Origin of the sequence: Intestinimonas massiliensis (ex Afouda et al. 2020) (assembly GCF_001244995.1) — a bacterium.
Taxonomy (GTDB): domain Bacteria; phylum Bacillota; class Clostridia; order Oscillospirales; family Oscillospiraceae; genus Intestinimonas; species Intestinimonas massiliensis.
In genome coordinates, this window is the sequence record NZ_LN869528.1 from 455,456 (window position 1) to 470,405 (window position 14,950).

Consider the following 14,950-nt stretch of genomic DNA (forward strand, 5'->3'; position numbering starts at 1 on the left):
TCATATCGCTTTGGGGGCGCTTCGTCAATTCAGGCCTAAAAAGATTCATGAAAAGTTAATAAAGCGGAAGCGCCCCTCCTTATCCCACCGCGGGGGTGGTCAGCCGCCGGAGGATGACGGCTAGCTGGGCCCGGCTGGCCGGTCCGCCGGGGTCCAGGCGGTTGCCGTCCCTGCCGGTGATAAGGCCCGCGCCCACGGCGTGGGCCATGCCCTCCCGGGCCCAGGTGTGGATGCCGTCCCGGTCGGGATAGATGTCCAGCACACCGGCGGCCAGCTCCAGGCCGGCATACTGGGCGTACCGCCACAGAAAAACGGCGAGCTGCTCCCGGGTGACGATGTCGCCGCCGCCGAAGGAGCCGTCGCCGTACCCTGCGGCGATGCTCTGCTGGGCGCACCAGGCCGCCGCGTCGGCGTAATAGTACCAGCCCTCCACATCGGGGAAGGAGCTCCGGTCCGCCGGGGCGGGGCTGCCGGCCAGCCGCCAGAGCACTGCCGCCACCATACCCCGGGTCACCGGGGTCTCGGGGGAGAAGGTGGTCTCCGACGTGCCGTTCATCAGCCCGTCCCGGGTGACCTTGGTCACCGCGTCGTAGTACCAGGCCCCCGTCGCCACGTCGGTGTAGGAGGCTGCGGCCGCCCCCACCGTCAATCCGGCCGTGAGGGCCAGGGCAAAAAGCGCCGTAAAAAATCCCTGTCGCATGGGATGCACCTCATTTCTGAATCAGTGCACCCATTTTACGACAGGGATTTTACAAAACTGTGAACGCCGGCCCACTTTTTGCGTCCGGGACCGGTCCTGTTTTTTACAGGGCCAGGGCCCAGTGGAGCATCAGCAGCAGGCCGAAGCCGGGCACACCCAGCAGCCCCATCACCAGGGCGTTGGCCAGATTGACCCCCAGGCTCACCCCGATAAGGCCGCCCACGGGGCTGAAGGCCGCCAGCGCGGCCAGCCCCACCCCGGTCCGCAGGCACAGCCGGAGCAGATGCTTCAGGGGGCGGCCCAGCAGGGCCAGCACCCCCACCGCCAGCAGGCCCACCAGGAGCCAGGGCAGGGTATCGGTCATCAGCGTCATGCCTCACCCCTCCCCGCAGCTCTCCATCTCCTTGACCCGCCGGAGCAGGTAGGAATACCGGGCCTGGAGCGAATTGATCTCAAAGACATAGGATTCGATGAGGTCCGGGTCGTGGGTGCTGTTGAAGCCGGCATACGCTTGGCTGATGAGGGTCCGGGTCTGGGCCAGTCCCTCCTTCAGGGCTCGTTTCTCCGACTCCTGCTCGCTCTCCGCCCGTCTGCGGAAGGAAAAGACCCGCGCCGCCTCCGCCATTTGGACCGCCTCCCTTCTGTTTCAATATAGTCTATGGTAAGTTTGGACAATTATGCCATGTCCCATACCAGAAAAATCCGGGCATGCTCTTGCGCGCCCCGCGCATACTAGATCCGGGCAGGACAGTCGGGGCTGAAAGTCGAACGCGCTTTGCCCCGCAGCCGCATTTCCTTCTAAGCCGGTGCCGGGCGACACGGAACCGCCGCTCTGACGGGCGGAGGGAATCCAAAGACCGCCCTCAGGCGAAAGGCGGAAGGACGGCCGGCGCATTGGGAGACGTTTTTGAAAACCCAACCCCAAAGCAGCCGCACGCCTGTCCGGATTTAAGAGGTCCTCCCCCGCGAGACGATTTTGTCAGGCGGAAGGACGCAGGACCGCAACGCGCCGCAGGAAGATTCCTGCGGCGCGCTTTTTCGTCCCGCCTTCCGCGAAGCCGTGGTTTTTTTGTAGCCCGCCTTTCCTTGACACATTGCTGTCAAATGGGATACACTATATCTTGAGTTATTATGGAAATGTGAGGAGAGTCCCATGCCAAAAAGCGCCAAGCAGTACGGCAACGAATCCATCTCCGCCCTGAAGGGGGCCGACCGGGTCCGCAAGCGGCCCGGGGTCATCTTCGGCTCCGACGGGCTGGAGGGGTGCGAGCACGCCGTATTCGAGATTTTGTCCAACGCCATCGACGAAGCCCGGGAGGGCCACGGCAGCCTCATCACCGTTACCCGCTACGAGGACAAGTCCATCGAGGTGGAGGACTTCGGCCGGGGCTGCCCGGTGGACTGGAACGAGAAGGAGCAGAAGTACAACTGGGAGCTGGTGTTCTGCGAGCTGTACGCCGGCGGCAAATACAACACCAACGACGGCGACAACTATGAATACTCCCTGGGCCTCAACGGTCTGGGCTCCTGCGCCACCCAGTACGCCTCGGAGTACTTCGACGCCGTCATCCACCGGGACGGCCTGGAGTACACCCTCCACTTCGAGAAGGGAGAGAACATCGGCGGGCTGCAGAAGGCCCCCCACAGCGGGAAAAAGACCGGCTCGAAATTCCGCTGGAAGCCGGACCTGGAGGTCTTTACCGACATCGACATTCCGGTGGACTACTATCGGGACGTTCTCAAGCGGCAGGCGGTGGTCAACGCCGGAGTCACCTTCCGGTTCCGCAATCAGGCCGGCAGCAAGTTCGAGACCACCGAATTCCGGTATGAAAACGGCATTGTGGACTACGTCTCCGAGCTGGCGGGGGAAAATCCCCTCACCTCCCCGGTGTTCTGGCAGGCCGAGCGGAAGGGCCGGGACCGGGCGGACAAGCCGGAATATAAGGTAAAGCTGTCGGTGTCCTTCTGCTTCTCCAACACGGTGCAGGTCATTGAGCACTACCACAACTCCTCCTGGCTGGAGCACGGCGGTAGTCCGGAGAAGGCGGTGAAATCGGCCTTCGTCTCGGCCATCGACGGCTATCTGAAGGCCCAGGGCAAGTACCAGAAGAGCGAGAGCAGGATCACCTGGAACGACATCCAGGACTGCCTGGTGCTGGTCAGCAACAACTTTTCCACCCAAACCTCCTATGAAAATCAGACCAAGAAGGCCATCAACAACAAGTTCATCCAGGACGCCATGACCGAGTTCCTCAAGAGCCAGATGGAGGTCTACTTCATTGAAAACCCCTTCGACGCGGGGAAGATCGCCGAGCAGGTGCTCATCAACAAGCGCTCCCGGGAGTCGGCGGAGAAGGCCCGCCTCAACATCAAAAAGAAGCTGTCGGGCAGTCTGGACATCGCCAACCGGGTGCAGAAATTTGTGGACTGCCGCAGCAAGGACACCGAGCGACGGGAGCTCTACATCGTGGAGGGCGACTCGGCTCTGGGCAGCGTCAAGCTCTCCCGGGACGCGGAGTTCCAGGGCATCATGCCCGTCCGGGGCAAGATCCTCAACTGCCTCAAGGCCGACTACGCCAAAATCTTCAAAAGTGAGATCATCACCGACCTTCTGAAGGTCATGGGATGCGGGGTGGAGGTCAACGACCGCCACGCCAAGGACATGGCGGCCTTTGACCTGATGAACCTGCGCTGGAGCAAGATCGTCATCTGCACCGACGCCGACGTGGACGGCTTCCAGATCCGCACCCTGATTCTCACCATGCTCTACCGGCTCACCCCCACCCTGATCCAGCGGGGGTACGTCTACATTGCGGAATCCCCCCTGTACGAGATCAATTATAAGGAAAAGACCTGGTTTGCCTACTCGGACAAGGAGAAAAACGATATCCTCGGCGGGGAGCTCCGGGATAAGAAGTGCATCATCAACCGCTCCAAGGGTCTGGGTGAGAATGAGCCGGAGATGATGTGGCTGACCACCATGAATCCGGCCACCCGGCGGCTCATCCGGGTCATGCCCGAGGACGTAACCCGTACCGCCCAGGTCTTCGACCTGCTGCTGGGCGACAACCTCACCGGCCGTAAAACCCACATCGCCGACAACGGCTACAAATACCTGGAGCTGGCCGATATTTCCTGAACCCCCGCACCGCTTCCGTCCCTACGATCACGATCCATAAGGAGGCACCCCATGAAAAAGCGATTTTTGTCCCTGCTGCTGGCTCTGTCCCTCTCCCTGGCCATTCCCTCCTTTGCCGCAGGAGCCGCCGGCCCGACGCCCCCCACCTGGTGTCCGGCAGAGGAATATGCGGTGTTTGCAAACAGCCAGGCCTACAAAGGGGATACCTGGAGCAAGATCCTCTCCCTGCGGGAGGACGCGGCGGCGGGCAATCTGGCTCCCACCAGCAGCTCCAGCACCGTGCTGTACAACCGCCAGAGGGAGCTGAAAAAATCCAACGACCCCGGCGTGCGCTTCGAGCTGGGGCTCATCGACGTGAAGTACGCCCTCAACGCCGCAGCCCAGGGGAAGGCCGTCGGGATCTCCTCCGATTTCGAGATGGCCGCCTACTACGGCAAGGGAGATGAGCCCGCCTGCTATCTGGCCTACCTCTGGAACGCCCGGTCCAAGCTGTGGACCCATGACCTGACCACCGGGCTGGAAGGAGCCCTTGGCCATTATGCGGCCTCGGTGGCATATCTCTTCCCCTACGAATCATTCACCATGGACCAGATCCTGAACTGGGGGCAGGCCAACGGCGTGTCCGCCGAGCGACTGGCCTATGCCAAAAGCCTCCTTTTCGTCACCCTGGACGGCGACCTGGTCCATCCCCGTTCCGTCCGCATCAGCGCCGACGCTGTGGACACCACCACCGCCCAGACCCGGAACCAGCGCACCATGGTCCCGATTCGTCGCCTGGCCGAGCTCATGGGAGCCACAGTGGACTATGACGCCAGCTCCCGGCAGATCACCATTCGGCGGGCCGCCGACACCTTCGTCATGACCCTGGACCGCACGGAGGCCCTGCGCAACGGCGAGCCCTTCCAGATGGATGTGGCTCCCTACGCCGAGAACAACCGCACATACATCCCCATCCGGTATATCGCCGAATGTTTCGGCCAGAGCGTGGAGTGGAACGGCGGCCAGCAGCATGTGGTCATACAGGAGGACAAGTCTGTGGCAGGCGACTCGAATCTGGAGGCCTGGGCCCTGGCCATGGGTGCGCTGCTCAACTATGAAAATAACCCCCAGGAGGCGCACCTTTTCGGCGGCAAGCGCCGCTTTGGCGCCAACCCCGTGGGGGGCGTGGTATCCAACCGGCTGGAGACCACCGGGCCCGACTTTGGCCGGCGGATCCTGGCCGATAGCTGGGGCATCACCGACCGGGAGGCCCTGATCGCTGCCGTCGGGACCCTGGTCCAGTCGCTCGACCAGACCTACCCCGCCTGGGACCTGTTCCGGGTAAGCCATCTGGCACAGTGGGGCTATCTGGCCGGTTACGTGACCTATTATGAAGCCCTGGAGCTGGTGGAGCCCGCCGCGCAGGCCCTGTGCGACCAGTTCTCTGCCTGGGAAGCGGCCTATGAAAATTATCTGGAGGGCTGGTGTGCCTGGAGCGGTCAGGACGCCGCCGACGTGTGGCAGACCAGCCGCGGCCTGCTTTATCGGGAAATGCGCACCACCCCGGATATGGCCCGCCTTCTGGACGACAATCTGTTCCAGGCCGGCGTCGTCCCCCTCCCCGGATGAAGATAGCGGTCATCCATGGAAATCGGGCCGCTGAAAGCGGCAGCTCCGGCCGTCTCATTTTAACAAAGGAGGCTTACTTATGAAAAAAACATTCCTGTCCCTGCTGCTGGCCCTGTCCCTGACCCTCTCCCTGGCCGTGCCCGCCCTGGCTTACGAGGGCGAAAACACCGACCCGGAATGGGTGGCCTGGAAGACCCAGTGGCTGGCCGCTCACCCTGAGGAGGCGGCCGCCTTCGATGCCGACGCCTATTTTGAAAACGAGTACCTGTCCGACTGGTGGTACTCCTCCAAGGAGGAGTTTATGTCCGATTGGGGTCTGGAGACCGAGCAGGATTTCTGCGATTTCATGCGGGACGACTGGCTGGCCGGTATGCAGGCCGACGAGGCGCGTCAGACCTGGATGGACCAGTACGAATCCGCCCATCCCGGCGCCCTCAGCGCCTTTGACCCCGACGCCTGGTTCCAGGCACACTACTATGAGGACCCGAAGCAGGCGTTCATGGCGGAGTGGGGACTGGAGACCCAGGAAGCCTTCAAGGACTTCATGCTGGACGACTACGTGGACACCCTCATCGCCCAGGAGGAGCGCCAGGCCATGCTGGACGAATTCGAGGCCGCCCATCCCGGCGTCATCGCCGCCTTCGATGCCGACGCCTATTTTGAGGAAAATTATAGCTGGTGGTCCGGCGGCAAGGAGGACTACATGCGCTGGATGGACCTGGCCGCCGAAGAGGACTTCCGGCAGGATATGCTGGACGATATGATCTACAGCATGGCCTGGAGCCAGTCCTGGGAGGACACCCGCAACGAGGAGATCCTCGCCATGGGCGGGGTGCCCGGCCAGTTGGGCGTCATGGTGGACGGTACTTACCTCTCCTTCCCTCAGGACAAACCGCCCTATGCGGTGGACGGCGTCACTTACGTCTACGCCGACGCGCTGAACGCCGCCATCGGCTCGTCGGCAAGCGGCGGCGCGGACGGGTATGTCCCCCTGCGCGACGCGGCCGTGGCCGCGGGCTACGAGGTGTTCTGGGACGACGCCTATCAGACCGTGGTCCTCCTTGATCGGGCAGGCTTTATCGCGGAGACCGACGCCCGCTTTACCGTTCTGAACCGCGCCCTGGCCGCCTGGGCCCCGGAGGATGGGAAGAACTATCAGTCCGCCGTGGACATCACCGCCGGATATACCAAGTTCAACTCCCTGGACGGGGACCAGACCTGGACCATGAGCGCCGCGCTCACCGCCCTGTCCGGTGCCGCCGGCGTGGAGCTCAGCGGCTCCTATGACCTGTCCTCTCTGATGGACATTCTGAAGGCCGCCAATCCCTCTCTCACCCAATCCACGGACGACGCCCTACCGGGGCAGTACAGCGCCCTGCTGAAGGGGGACTTCGGCGCCCGGCTGGACCAGGAGAACGAGATGCTCTATCTGCGTATGTCCCTGTTCTCCTCCCTGTTCTCCATCCTGGGCAAGCCGTACCCCAAGGACGTGTGGATCTCCCAGTCCCTGGAGGGCTATCTGGACCTGAGTCCGGACGTTACCCCCACCGTGGGCGGTTATCTCTACCTGCTGAGCGGCCCCGACGCCAACGGGTACTCCTATGCCCGCAGCTACCAGTATCTGACCGAGGCCGCCGACACCCTGGCCGCCCTGGTGGGCGACGACCGCTTTGTACAGAAGGGCCGGGACTCCGTGCTCACCCTGAGCAAGGAGGACCTGGGCGACCTGCTGGCGGAGAGCGGCTCCTATTCCACCGCGGAGGATATCCGGGAGTTTGCCCTCACTCTCACCGTGAAAGCCGATGGCACCGTCACCGGCAGTCTGGTCTACCGCCCCGAGCCCTACTCCGCTTATTCCACCGAGGGCCGCATCACCGCGGGCTGGTCCCTGGCCCTCTCCGGCAGTGAGATCGAGCTGGAGTACCACGTCAAGAATGAGGGCGTGCTCCGCCTGACCGTCACCGCTTCCACCAAGACCACCTCCGCCGCGCCCGCCGTCACCCCGCCCGAGGGCGCCGCCGTCCTCCCGGCGGAGGACCTGTGGAACCTGGAGTGAGCCTCCGGCCCCCGCGCGCCCGGAAATCCACCGAACGAGGAATTGATACCAATGGCTAAGAAAAAGAAGCCGGACGACGAGGTCAAGCACCGCCCGGCCGATCCCAATGTGATGGGCCTGCATCCCGAGGTGCTGGAGCAGCCCATCACCGAGACCCTGGAAATCAACTACATGCCCTACGCCATGAGCGTCATCGTCTCCCGGGCCATCCCGGAGATCGACGGCTTCAAGCCCTCCCACCGCAAGCTGCTGTACACCATGTACACCATGAAGCTGCTGGGGGGCGCCCGGACCAAGAGCGCCAACATCGTGGGCCAGACCATGAAGCTCAACCCCCACGGCGACGCCGCCATCTACGACACCATGGTCCGCCTCAGCCGGGGCTACGGGGCCCTGCTGCACCCTCTGGTGGACTCCAAGGGCAACTTCGGCAAGGTCTACTCCCGGGACATGGCCTGGGCCGCCAGCCGGTACACCGAGGCCCGGCTGGACCCCATCTGCGCCGAGCTGTTCCGGGACATCGACCAGGACACGGTGGACTTCACTCCCAACTACGACGGCTCCCTGATGGAGCCCACCCTGCTGCCCACCACCTTTCCCAACCTGCTGGTGTCCTCCAACATGGGCATCGCCGTGGGCATGGCCTCCAACATCTGCGGCTTCAACCTGGGCGAGGTGTGTGACACCACCGTGGCCTACCTGAAAAACCCCGGCCACGACCTCATGTCCACCCTGAAGGCCCCCGATTTCCCCACCGGCGGCGAGCTGCTCTACGACGCAGACGAGCTGTCCGCCATCTACCGCACCGGGCGGGGGTCCTTCAAGGTCCGGGCCAAGTGGCGGTATGTGAAGGATGAGAATCTCATCGAGATCTACGAGATCCCCTACTCCACCACAGCCGAGGCCATCATGGACAAGGTGGCCGAGCTGGTCAAGACGGGCAAGCTGCGGGAAATCGCCGATATGCGGGATGAGACCGACCTGAACGGTCTGAAGCTGACCATTGATCTCAAGCGCGGCACCGATCCGGACAAGCTGATGCAGAAGCTCTACCGCATGACCCCCCTGCGGGACTCCTTCTCCTGCAACTTCAACATTCTCATCGCCGGGATGCCCCGGGTCATGGGGGTGCGAGAGATCTTGGAAGAGTGGACCGCCTGGCGCATGGAGGGCGTGCGCCGCCGGACCTATTTCGTCCTGAAAAAGCGGGAGGAAAAGCTCCACCTGCTCCAGGGCCTGCAAAAGATCCTGCTGGATATCGACCGGGCCATCCGGATCATCCGGGAGACCGAGGAGGACGCCGAGGTCGTCCCCAACCTGATGATCGGCTTCGGCATTGACCAGGTCCAGGCCGAATACGTGGCGGATATCCGCCTGCGCAACATCAACAAGGAGTATATCCTGCGGCGGACCGAGGAAACCTCTTCCTTGGAGGACGAGATCGCCGACCTGCGGGACCTGGTCAACGACCCGGGCCGCATCAAACAGGTCATCATCGGGGAACTGGAGGCCGTCAAGAAGAAGTACGCCCAGCCCCGCCGGACCGGGATCGTCTACGAGCACGAGTCCGAGACGGCGGAGCCGGAGGCCGACGTGCCCGATTACCCCGTCCACATCTTTCTCTCCCGGGAGGGCTACTTTAAAAAGATCACCCCCGCCTCCCTGCGCATGTCCTCGGAGCAGAAGTACAAGGAGGGGGACGGCCCCTTCCTCCAGTGGGAAGGGAGCAACCGGGACGAGCTGCTGGTCTTTACCGACCGCCAGCAGTGCTACAAGGCGTGGCTGTCCGACTTTGACGACGCCAAGGCCAGCGTACTGGGGGACTACCTGCCCACCAAGCTGGGCTTTGACGAGGGGGAGAGTCCCCTGTGGGCGGTGGTCACCGGCGACTTCGCCGGCCACATCCTCTTCTTCTTCGAAAACGGCAAGGCGGCCCGGGTGGAGCTGTCCGCCTATCAGACCCAGACCAAGCGAAAAAAGCTGACGGGGGCCTACTCCGACAAGAGCCCTCTGGTCACCGCCCTGCTGCTCAAGGAGGATCTGGAGATGGCCGTTACCTCCACGGAGGGCCGGTGCCTCATCTTCCACACCGCCTCCCTGGCGCCCAAATCCACCCGCGCCACCCAGGGGGTCAACGTGATGACCCTCAAGCCCAAGTATCAGGTGGCTGACGCCCGCCCCCTGGCCGACACGCCCATCGTCAACGCCGCCCGCTACCGGGCCCGCTCCCTCCCGGTGGCGGGAGCCCTGCTGAAGGAGGAGGACCGGGGCGAGGAGCAGATGACCCTGCTGTAACACATTCAGAACCGAGGTAACCCATGAAGCAGCGTGTATACAAGACTTTCACCGCCTATCTCTGGCTCACCCTGGCCAGCGCGGTCTACGCGCTGGGCTTCAACTGGTGCTATGCCCCCAACCTCATCGGCTTCGGCGGCATCACCGGCGTGGCTCAGATCATCCATTCGGCTCTGCCCTGGGCCCCCATCGGCACGGTGGTTATCCTGCTGAACATCCCCCTGTTCCTGCTGGGCTGGCGGTTCATCGGCGGCCACCTGCTGGTGACCAGCCTGTACGCCATGTTTGTCTCCTCCCTGATGATCGACGGCATGACCGCTCTGGCGGGTCCCTTCCGACCCATGGAGCCCCTGCTGGCCTGCATCTACGGCGGCGTGCTCATGGGCGCTTCCCTGGGTGTGGTGTTCCTTCAGGGGGCTACCACCGGGGGCACCGATCTCATCGCCCGCCTCCTGAAGCTCCGTCTGGCCTGGCTGCCCATGGGCAAGCTGCTGATGGTCATCGACCTGGTGGTCATCGTGGCGGTGGCCGTCGCCTTCGGCAACCTGAACAGCGCCCTGTACGGCCTGGTGGCCCTGTATATCTCCACGCTGGTCATGGATATGGTGCTCTACGGGCTGGACAACGCCAAGGTGGCCTACATCATCAGTGACCGCCACCGGGAGATCTCCGACGCCATCATCCGGGACATCGACCGGGGCGTCACCATCCTGCACGGGGAGGGCGCCTATTCCGGGGCGGAGAAGAAGGTGCTGCTGGTGGCCTTCAAGCAGCGGCAGATCGTGGCCATCAAGCGGCTGGTGAAGGAGCTGGACCCCGCCGCCTTCATCATCGTGTGCGAGGCCCACGAGGTCCTGGGCGACGGCTTTCGGGACTACAAGCAAAACGACATCTGATCTTAATCCAGGAGGAACATGACTATGGCTGATCTGGAAAAACTGAAGCAGAACCTGCAGAAAAACGGCTTTGAAGTGACCCACTTCGCCACCGCCGCCCAGGCCGCCGACTATCTGGACGACCAGATCGACGGCAAGACGGTGGGCGTGGGCGGCTCCATCACCGTGCTGGAGATGGGCCTGGCCGAGCGGCTGCGCACCCACAATACCCTGCACTGGCACTGGACTGGGGACGGCGACCAGGCCGCCGCCGCCACCTGCCAGGTATACCTGTCCTCGGTGAACGGCGCGGCGGAGACCGGCGAGCTCATCAACATCGACGGCAACGGCAACCGGGTCTCCTCCGGACTGTACGGGCACGAGAAGGTCTACTTTATCATCGGCGTCAACAAGGTGGCTCCGGACTACGAATCGGCCCTGTGGCGGGCACGGAACATTGCCGCCCCCAAGAATGCCCAGCGCCTGCAGCGCAAGACCCCCTGCGCCGCCAAGGGAGACCGGTGCTACAACTGCTCCAGCCCGGAGCGCATCTGCGCGGCCCTGGTGGTCTATTGGAAAAAGCCCACGTCCATGGATTTTGAGGTTGTGCTGGTGGACGAGCCCCTGGGCTACTGAGGCCCGGGCCCACCCGATACATAAGAGGAGGCAGAGCCCTTGAAAACGCGGATATTGGCCCTGGCACTCTGCCTGTCTCTGCTGTTGACGGGCTGCGAGGCCATGCTCCACGGGGAGTACCTGACGGTGGAGCCCCACAGCATGCTCTCCGCCGCCGAGGACGACTCCTCGGTCATCCGGGTGGAGAACTACCAGGAGCTGGTCAGTGGCATCCTCAGCCTGGTCTCCGCCTGTCAGGAGCAGGGCGTCATCCAGCTCAGCAACTACAACACCCGGGATGTGGAGGCCGACCTGACCGCCGCCTGTCTGGAGGTAAGCCATGAGGACCCACTGGGAGCCTATGCGGTGGACTACATCAAGCACGAATTCTCTCGCATCCTCACCTACTATCAGGCCACCATCACCATCGGCTACCGCCGTACCCTGGAGCAGATCCGCAGCGTCGTCCCCGTCACCGGCTCCAGCGCCATCCGCAGCGAGGTCCAGGGGGCCCTGGCCCAATTTCAGCCGGAGGCGGTACTGCGGGTGACTTACTTCAATGAGGACGAGGACTACATCCGCGCCCTGGCCCTCCAGGCCTATTATGACACCCCGGCGGCCGCCTTCGGCATGCCGGAGCTGTCCGTGGCCATCTACCCGGACGCGGGCTACCAGCGTATTGTGGAGATTTCCTTTACCTACGCCGAGCCGGTGGAGGCCCTGCGCCTTAAAAGCGCCCAGCTCCAAGAGGCCGCCCGGGAGGTGGCCCAGCCCGCCGTCAGCCGGAATTTCCGGGGCCGGCTGCTGCTCTCTGCCCTGTTTGGAGCTCTATTGGACCACCGGGCTGCCCTGGAAGCCGCCGCGCCGGAGGAGAGCGGCTCCCTTGTCCCGTCCTCCTGGCCCTACGCCGCCCTGGTGGAGGGCGCCCCGGACAGCGAGGCGCTTGCCCTGGCCTTCCAACTGCTGTGCGACACAGCGGGGGCCGAATGCACCGTGGTCCGGGGCACTCTGGACGGACAGGAGCACTTCTGGAACATCGTCACCGTGGACGGAAGCCACCGCCATGTGGACGCCTCACTGGGCCGGGACGGCTTCTATCTGACCGACCAGGATTACCTGGCCCTCTCCGGGGCCGAGTGGAGCGCAGAGGATTACCCCGCCTGCGGCGAAAAAAATTGAATTTACCCCTTGACAATTGCGGCGTATTTTCTTATAATATATCACGTCGCTTGCAGGTGTAGCTCATCTGGTAGAGCGCCACCTTGCCAAGGTGGAGGTAGCGAGTTCGAGCCTCGTCACCTGCTCCACGTCGCCGCGGACTTTCCATTGTCCACGGCGACTTTTTTATTGAAAATTTGTCGCTTCCTCCTTCCGTTCCTCCTCCCCCCATCAAACCCGCTGCACTGGGCTTTGATGGGGGGCTGTCCTCTTTTCTTTTGCTCCGCCGGATTGACGCGGGCTGAAACTTTTCGTATACTGGAAGCATCAAGAAAAGGGAGGCTTTTTTATGGGTGCTCTGGACGGACTCAAGATTCTGGACTTTTCCACACTTCTCCCCGGCCCCTACGCCACCCTGCTGCTGGCGGACCTGGGAGCCGAGGTCCTCAAGGTCAGCGGCCGGGACAAATACGACCTGGTGGTCCACTGGCCCCCGGAGATCGAGGGCTCCGGCACCACCGCGGCGGCGGCCTGGCTGGGTCGCAACAAAAAGACCATCTTTTTGAATTTGAAGAAGCCCTCCGCCGTAGAGGCGGTAAAGCGGCTCATTCTGGAGTATGACATCCTGGTGGAGCAGTTCCGCCCCGGCGTCATGGCCAAGCTGGGCCTGGACTATGAGACTCTCAGGGGGGTCAACCCGCGGCTCATCTACTGCTCCCTCACCGGGTACGGACAGACCGGCCCCCTGAGCCCCCGGGCCGGGCACGACATCAACTACATGTCCCGCTCGGGGGTCATGGCCTCGGCGGGCCGGAAGGCCACCGGCCCGGTGCTCACCAACATGCAGGTGGCTGATGTGGCTGTGGGCTCCATGAACAGCGTGGTGGGCATCCTGGCGGCGGTCCACCACCGGGACGTCACCGGCCGGGGCCAGTACATCGACGTGGCCATGCTGGACGGCATGGTGCCCTTCAACTCCATGGACGGCGCCTGCTTCCTGGCCGGCGCCCCCGCCCCGGAGCGGGAGAGCCAGATGCTCAACGGCGGGGAGGTCTACGACTTTTATGAGACCTCCGACGGCGGCTACATGAGCGTAGGCTCCCTGGAGCCCAAGTTTTTTGCCGACCTGTGCCGGGGGCTGGGCCGTCCTGAGTGGGCCGATGGGCGGATTCGGAAGGCCGACCTGCCCCTGGTAAAAGAGACCTTCCGGGACATCTTCCGGACCAAGAGCCGGGACGAGTGGACGGAGCTCTTCTCCCATTACGACGCCTGCGTGGAGCCGGTGCTGACGCTGGCGGAGGCGGCGGCGGACGCGCACATCAACGCCCGCGGACTGGTGCCCGACGTCCCTCTGCCCCTGGCGGAGGGCCGGACCGTGCGGCAGCTCGGCTGCCCCATCAAGCTGTCCGACTGTCCCGCCGCGTACCGTCACGCGGGGTACCCGGAGGGCTGGCACACCGAAGCGGTGCTGACCGGCCTGGGGTACACCGCAGAGGAAATTCGGGACCTGAGCGAATAGAAGCAGAGCGCGCGGCGCGGGAACTTCTTCCCGCGCCGCCTCTTTTTGCCGTTCCGCGCCGGGCCAGAGGACGGATAAAACTTTTTCGAACAAGTTTTGAGAATCCTGTATGAAAATCATGTGCTCGTTCGTTACGAGGGTAGAAGGCCCCGCAGAGGCCCCCATACGAAGGAGGATGATTCCCATGAAAAGAAAAACGGCAAGATGCACCGCGCTGTCCCTGCTCCTGGCCCTGGCGCTCGCCACGGCGGCCTTCGCCCGGTACAACGTTACCCGGGAGTGTACGCCCCGCCTTACCTTCTCCGGGACCACCGCCACCGCCAGCTTAGTTGTAAAGGCCCAGGCCGGCGCGTCCATCGAGGCCGACCTCACCCTGTACCGCCTCAATGGCTCCCGGCAGATCGAGGTGGCCTCCTGGAGTGAAAGCGGCGCCACCTCTCTGGCGTTCTCCGACACGGTGTCCTGCTCCCGGGGGTACGACTACCTGCTGGAGGTTGATGTCACTGTGGTGGGTGACAGCGGCAGCGACTACATCACCAAGTCGGTAACCGCAAGTTGTGTATAACCTTTAATTTTTCTGTTTTGAAAGCGAAGGTATACATCATGAAACCCTCGTAGCGTATCAGGCATCCTCCTTATTACATGACACACGGGGCCGGTTCCGTGTGTTTCGTGTAAACACTATCTGGTTGACTGCACACACTTGCAGAATGATGGTGGGGAAAGGGTGAGTCCCATGGGGAGGAATAGGGTAAAAAATTGGGGGTTCGGAGAAGGCCATAGTGAGAATGAGATAACGGTGACCTGTTGCAAAGTTTACAGAGCCGCCCCCCTTCTGTACAATTCGAAAGGAGTGAGTTCGGTGCAGTAACAAGTATATAAGAATTCGAAATCATATAAACTTGTCCTTTGGCATCGAAATCATTATCCCTTATTGATGACTTATTGTTTCACAGTATTGAGTTGTAGTGGCAAATACGTTAAT

General features: G+C 62.9%; 12 protein-coding genes and 1 tRNA gene. 10 read left to right on the plus strand and 3 right to left on the minus strand.

The features are described from left to right. Positions 1–79: 79 nt before the first annotated feature. The 3 genes from BN2154_RS02400 to BN2154_RS02410 form a co-directional block, all read right to left on the minus strand. A complete protein-coding gene (locus tag BN2154_RS02400) occupies positions 80–700 on the minus strand; it encodes an S-layer homology domain-containing protein (protein ID WP_050617270.1) in 621 nt (206 codons plus the stop codon). Between the two features lie 103 nt (positions 701–803). Further along, positions 804–1,073, minus strand: coding sequence for a pro-sigmaK processing inhibitor BofA family protein (locus tag BN2154_RS02405; protein ID WP_050617271.1), 270 nt, complete (start codon positions 1,071–1,073; stop codon positions 804–806). A 3-nt stretch (positions 1,074–1,076) separates the two neighbouring features. Next, positions 1,077–1,325: a DUF2508 family protein gene (locus BN2154_RS02410; protein WP_050617272.1), complete on the minus strand. Its 249-nt coding sequence runs from the start codon at positions 1,323–1,325 to the stop codon at positions 1,077–1,079. A 528-nt stretch (positions 1,326–1,853) separates the two neighbouring features. Here BN2154_RS02410 and BN2154_RS02415 point away from each other — a divergent pair. The 10 genes from BN2154_RS02415 to BN2154_RS02460 all read left to right on the plus strand — a co-directional run bounded on the left by BN2154_RS02415 (position 1,854) and on the right by BN2154_RS02460 (position 14,530). Beyond that, positions 1,854–3,839, plus strand: a complete 1,986-nt coding sequence (locus BN2154_RS02415) for a DNA gyrase/topoisomerase IV subunit B (RefSeq protein WP_050617273.1) — start codon at positions 1,854–1,856, stop codon at positions 3,837–3,839. A gap of 51 nt (positions 3,840–3,890) precedes the next feature. Continuing rightward, positions 3,891–5,447, plus strand: a complete 1,557-nt coding sequence (locus tag BN2154_RS02420; protein WP_050617274.1) for a stalk domain-containing protein — start codon at positions 3,891–3,893, stop codon at positions 5,445–5,447. A gap of 79 nt (positions 5,448–5,526) precedes the next feature. After that, positions 5,527–7,503, plus strand: a complete 1,977-nt coding sequence (locus BN2154_RS02425) for a hypothetical protein (protein WP_050617275.1) — start codon at positions 5,527–5,529, stop codon at positions 7,501–7,503. 51 nt (positions 7,504–7,554) lie between these two features. After that, complete coding sequence (locus BN2154_RS02430) at positions 7,555–9,798, plus strand: DNA gyrase subunit A (RefSeq protein ID WP_050617276.1); 2,244 nt, start codon at positions 7,555–7,557, stop codon at positions 9,796–9,798. Positions 9,799–9,821: 23 nt separating this feature from the next. After that, complete coding sequence (locus BN2154_RS02435; protein WP_050617277.1) at positions 9,822–10,694, plus strand: YitT family protein; 873 nt, start codon at positions 9,822–9,824, stop codon at positions 10,692–10,694. A gap of 24 nt (positions 10,695–10,718) precedes the next feature. Continuing rightward, complete coding sequence (locus tag BN2154_RS02440) at positions 10,719–11,309, plus strand: lactate utilization protein (protein ID WP_050617278.1); 591 nt, start codon at positions 10,719–10,721, stop codon at positions 11,307–11,309. 39 nt (positions 11,310–11,348) lie between these two features. Then, entirely contained in the window at positions 11,349–12,467 is a 1,119-nt protein-coding gene (locus tag BN2154_RS02445) for a hypothetical protein (RefSeq protein ID WP_050617279.1), read from the plus strand. Between the two features lie 52 nt (positions 12,468–12,519). Then, positions 12,520–12,595, plus strand: a tRNA-Gly gene (locus BN2154_RS02450). A 200-nt stretch (positions 12,596–12,795) separates the two neighbouring features. Then, complete coding sequence (locus BN2154_RS02455) at positions 12,796–13,965, plus strand: CaiB/BaiF CoA transferase family protein (protein ID WP_050617280.1); 1,170 nt, start codon at positions 12,796–12,798, stop codon at positions 13,963–13,965. 184 nt (positions 13,966–14,149) lie between these two features. Continuing rightward, complete coding sequence (locus tag BN2154_RS02460; protein WP_050617281.1) at positions 14,150–14,530, plus strand: hypothetical protein; 381 nt, start codon at positions 14,150–14,152, stop codon at positions 14,528–14,530. The last annotated feature ends 420 nt before the right edge of the window (positions 14,531–14,950 follow it).

Bases quoted from the DNA above. Each gene is read 5' to 3' on its own strand.
- BN2154_RS02400 (WP_050617270.1), bottom strand. From the start codon at position 700: ATGCGACAGGGATTTTTTACGGCGCTTTTTGCCCTGGCCCTCACGGCC.
- BN2154_RS02405 (WP_050617271.1), bottom strand. From the start codon at position 1,073: ATGACGCTGATGACCGATACCCTGCCCTGGCTCCTGGTGGGCCTGCTG.
- BN2154_RS02410 (WP_050617272.1), bottom strand. From the start codon at position 1,325: ATGGCGGAGGCGGCGCGGGTCTTTTCCTTCCGCAGACGGGCGGAGAGC.
- BN2154_RS02415 (WP_050617273.1), top strand. From the start codon at position 1,854: ATGCCAAAAAGCGCCAAGCAGTACGGCAACGAATCCATCTCCGCCCTG.
- BN2154_RS02420 (WP_050617274.1), top strand. From the start codon at position 3,891: ATGAAAAAGCGATTTTTGTCCCTGCTGCTGGCTCTGTCCCTCTCCCTG.
- BN2154_RS02425 (WP_050617275.1), top strand. From the start codon at position 5,527: ATGAAAAAAACATTCCTGTCCCTGCTGCTGGCCCTGTCCCTGACCCTC.
- BN2154_RS02430 (WP_050617276.1), top strand. From the start codon at position 7,555: ATGGCTAAGAAAAAGAAGCCGGACGACGAGGTCAAGCACCGCCCGGCC.
- BN2154_RS02435 (WP_050617277.1), top strand. From the start codon at position 9,822: ATGAAGCAGCGTGTATACAAGACTTTCACCGCCTATCTCTGGCTCACC.
- BN2154_RS02440 (WP_050617278.1), top strand. From the start codon at position 10,719: ATGGCTGATCTGGAAAAACTGAAGCAGAACCTGCAGAAAAACGGCTTT.
- BN2154_RS02455 (WP_050617280.1), top strand. From the start codon at position 12,796: ATGGGTGCTCTGGACGGACTCAAGATTCTGGACTTTTCCACACTTCTC.
- BN2154_RS02460 (WP_050617281.1), top strand. From the start codon at position 14,150: ATGAAAAGAAAAACGGCAAGATGCACCGCGCTGTCCCTGCTCCTGGCC.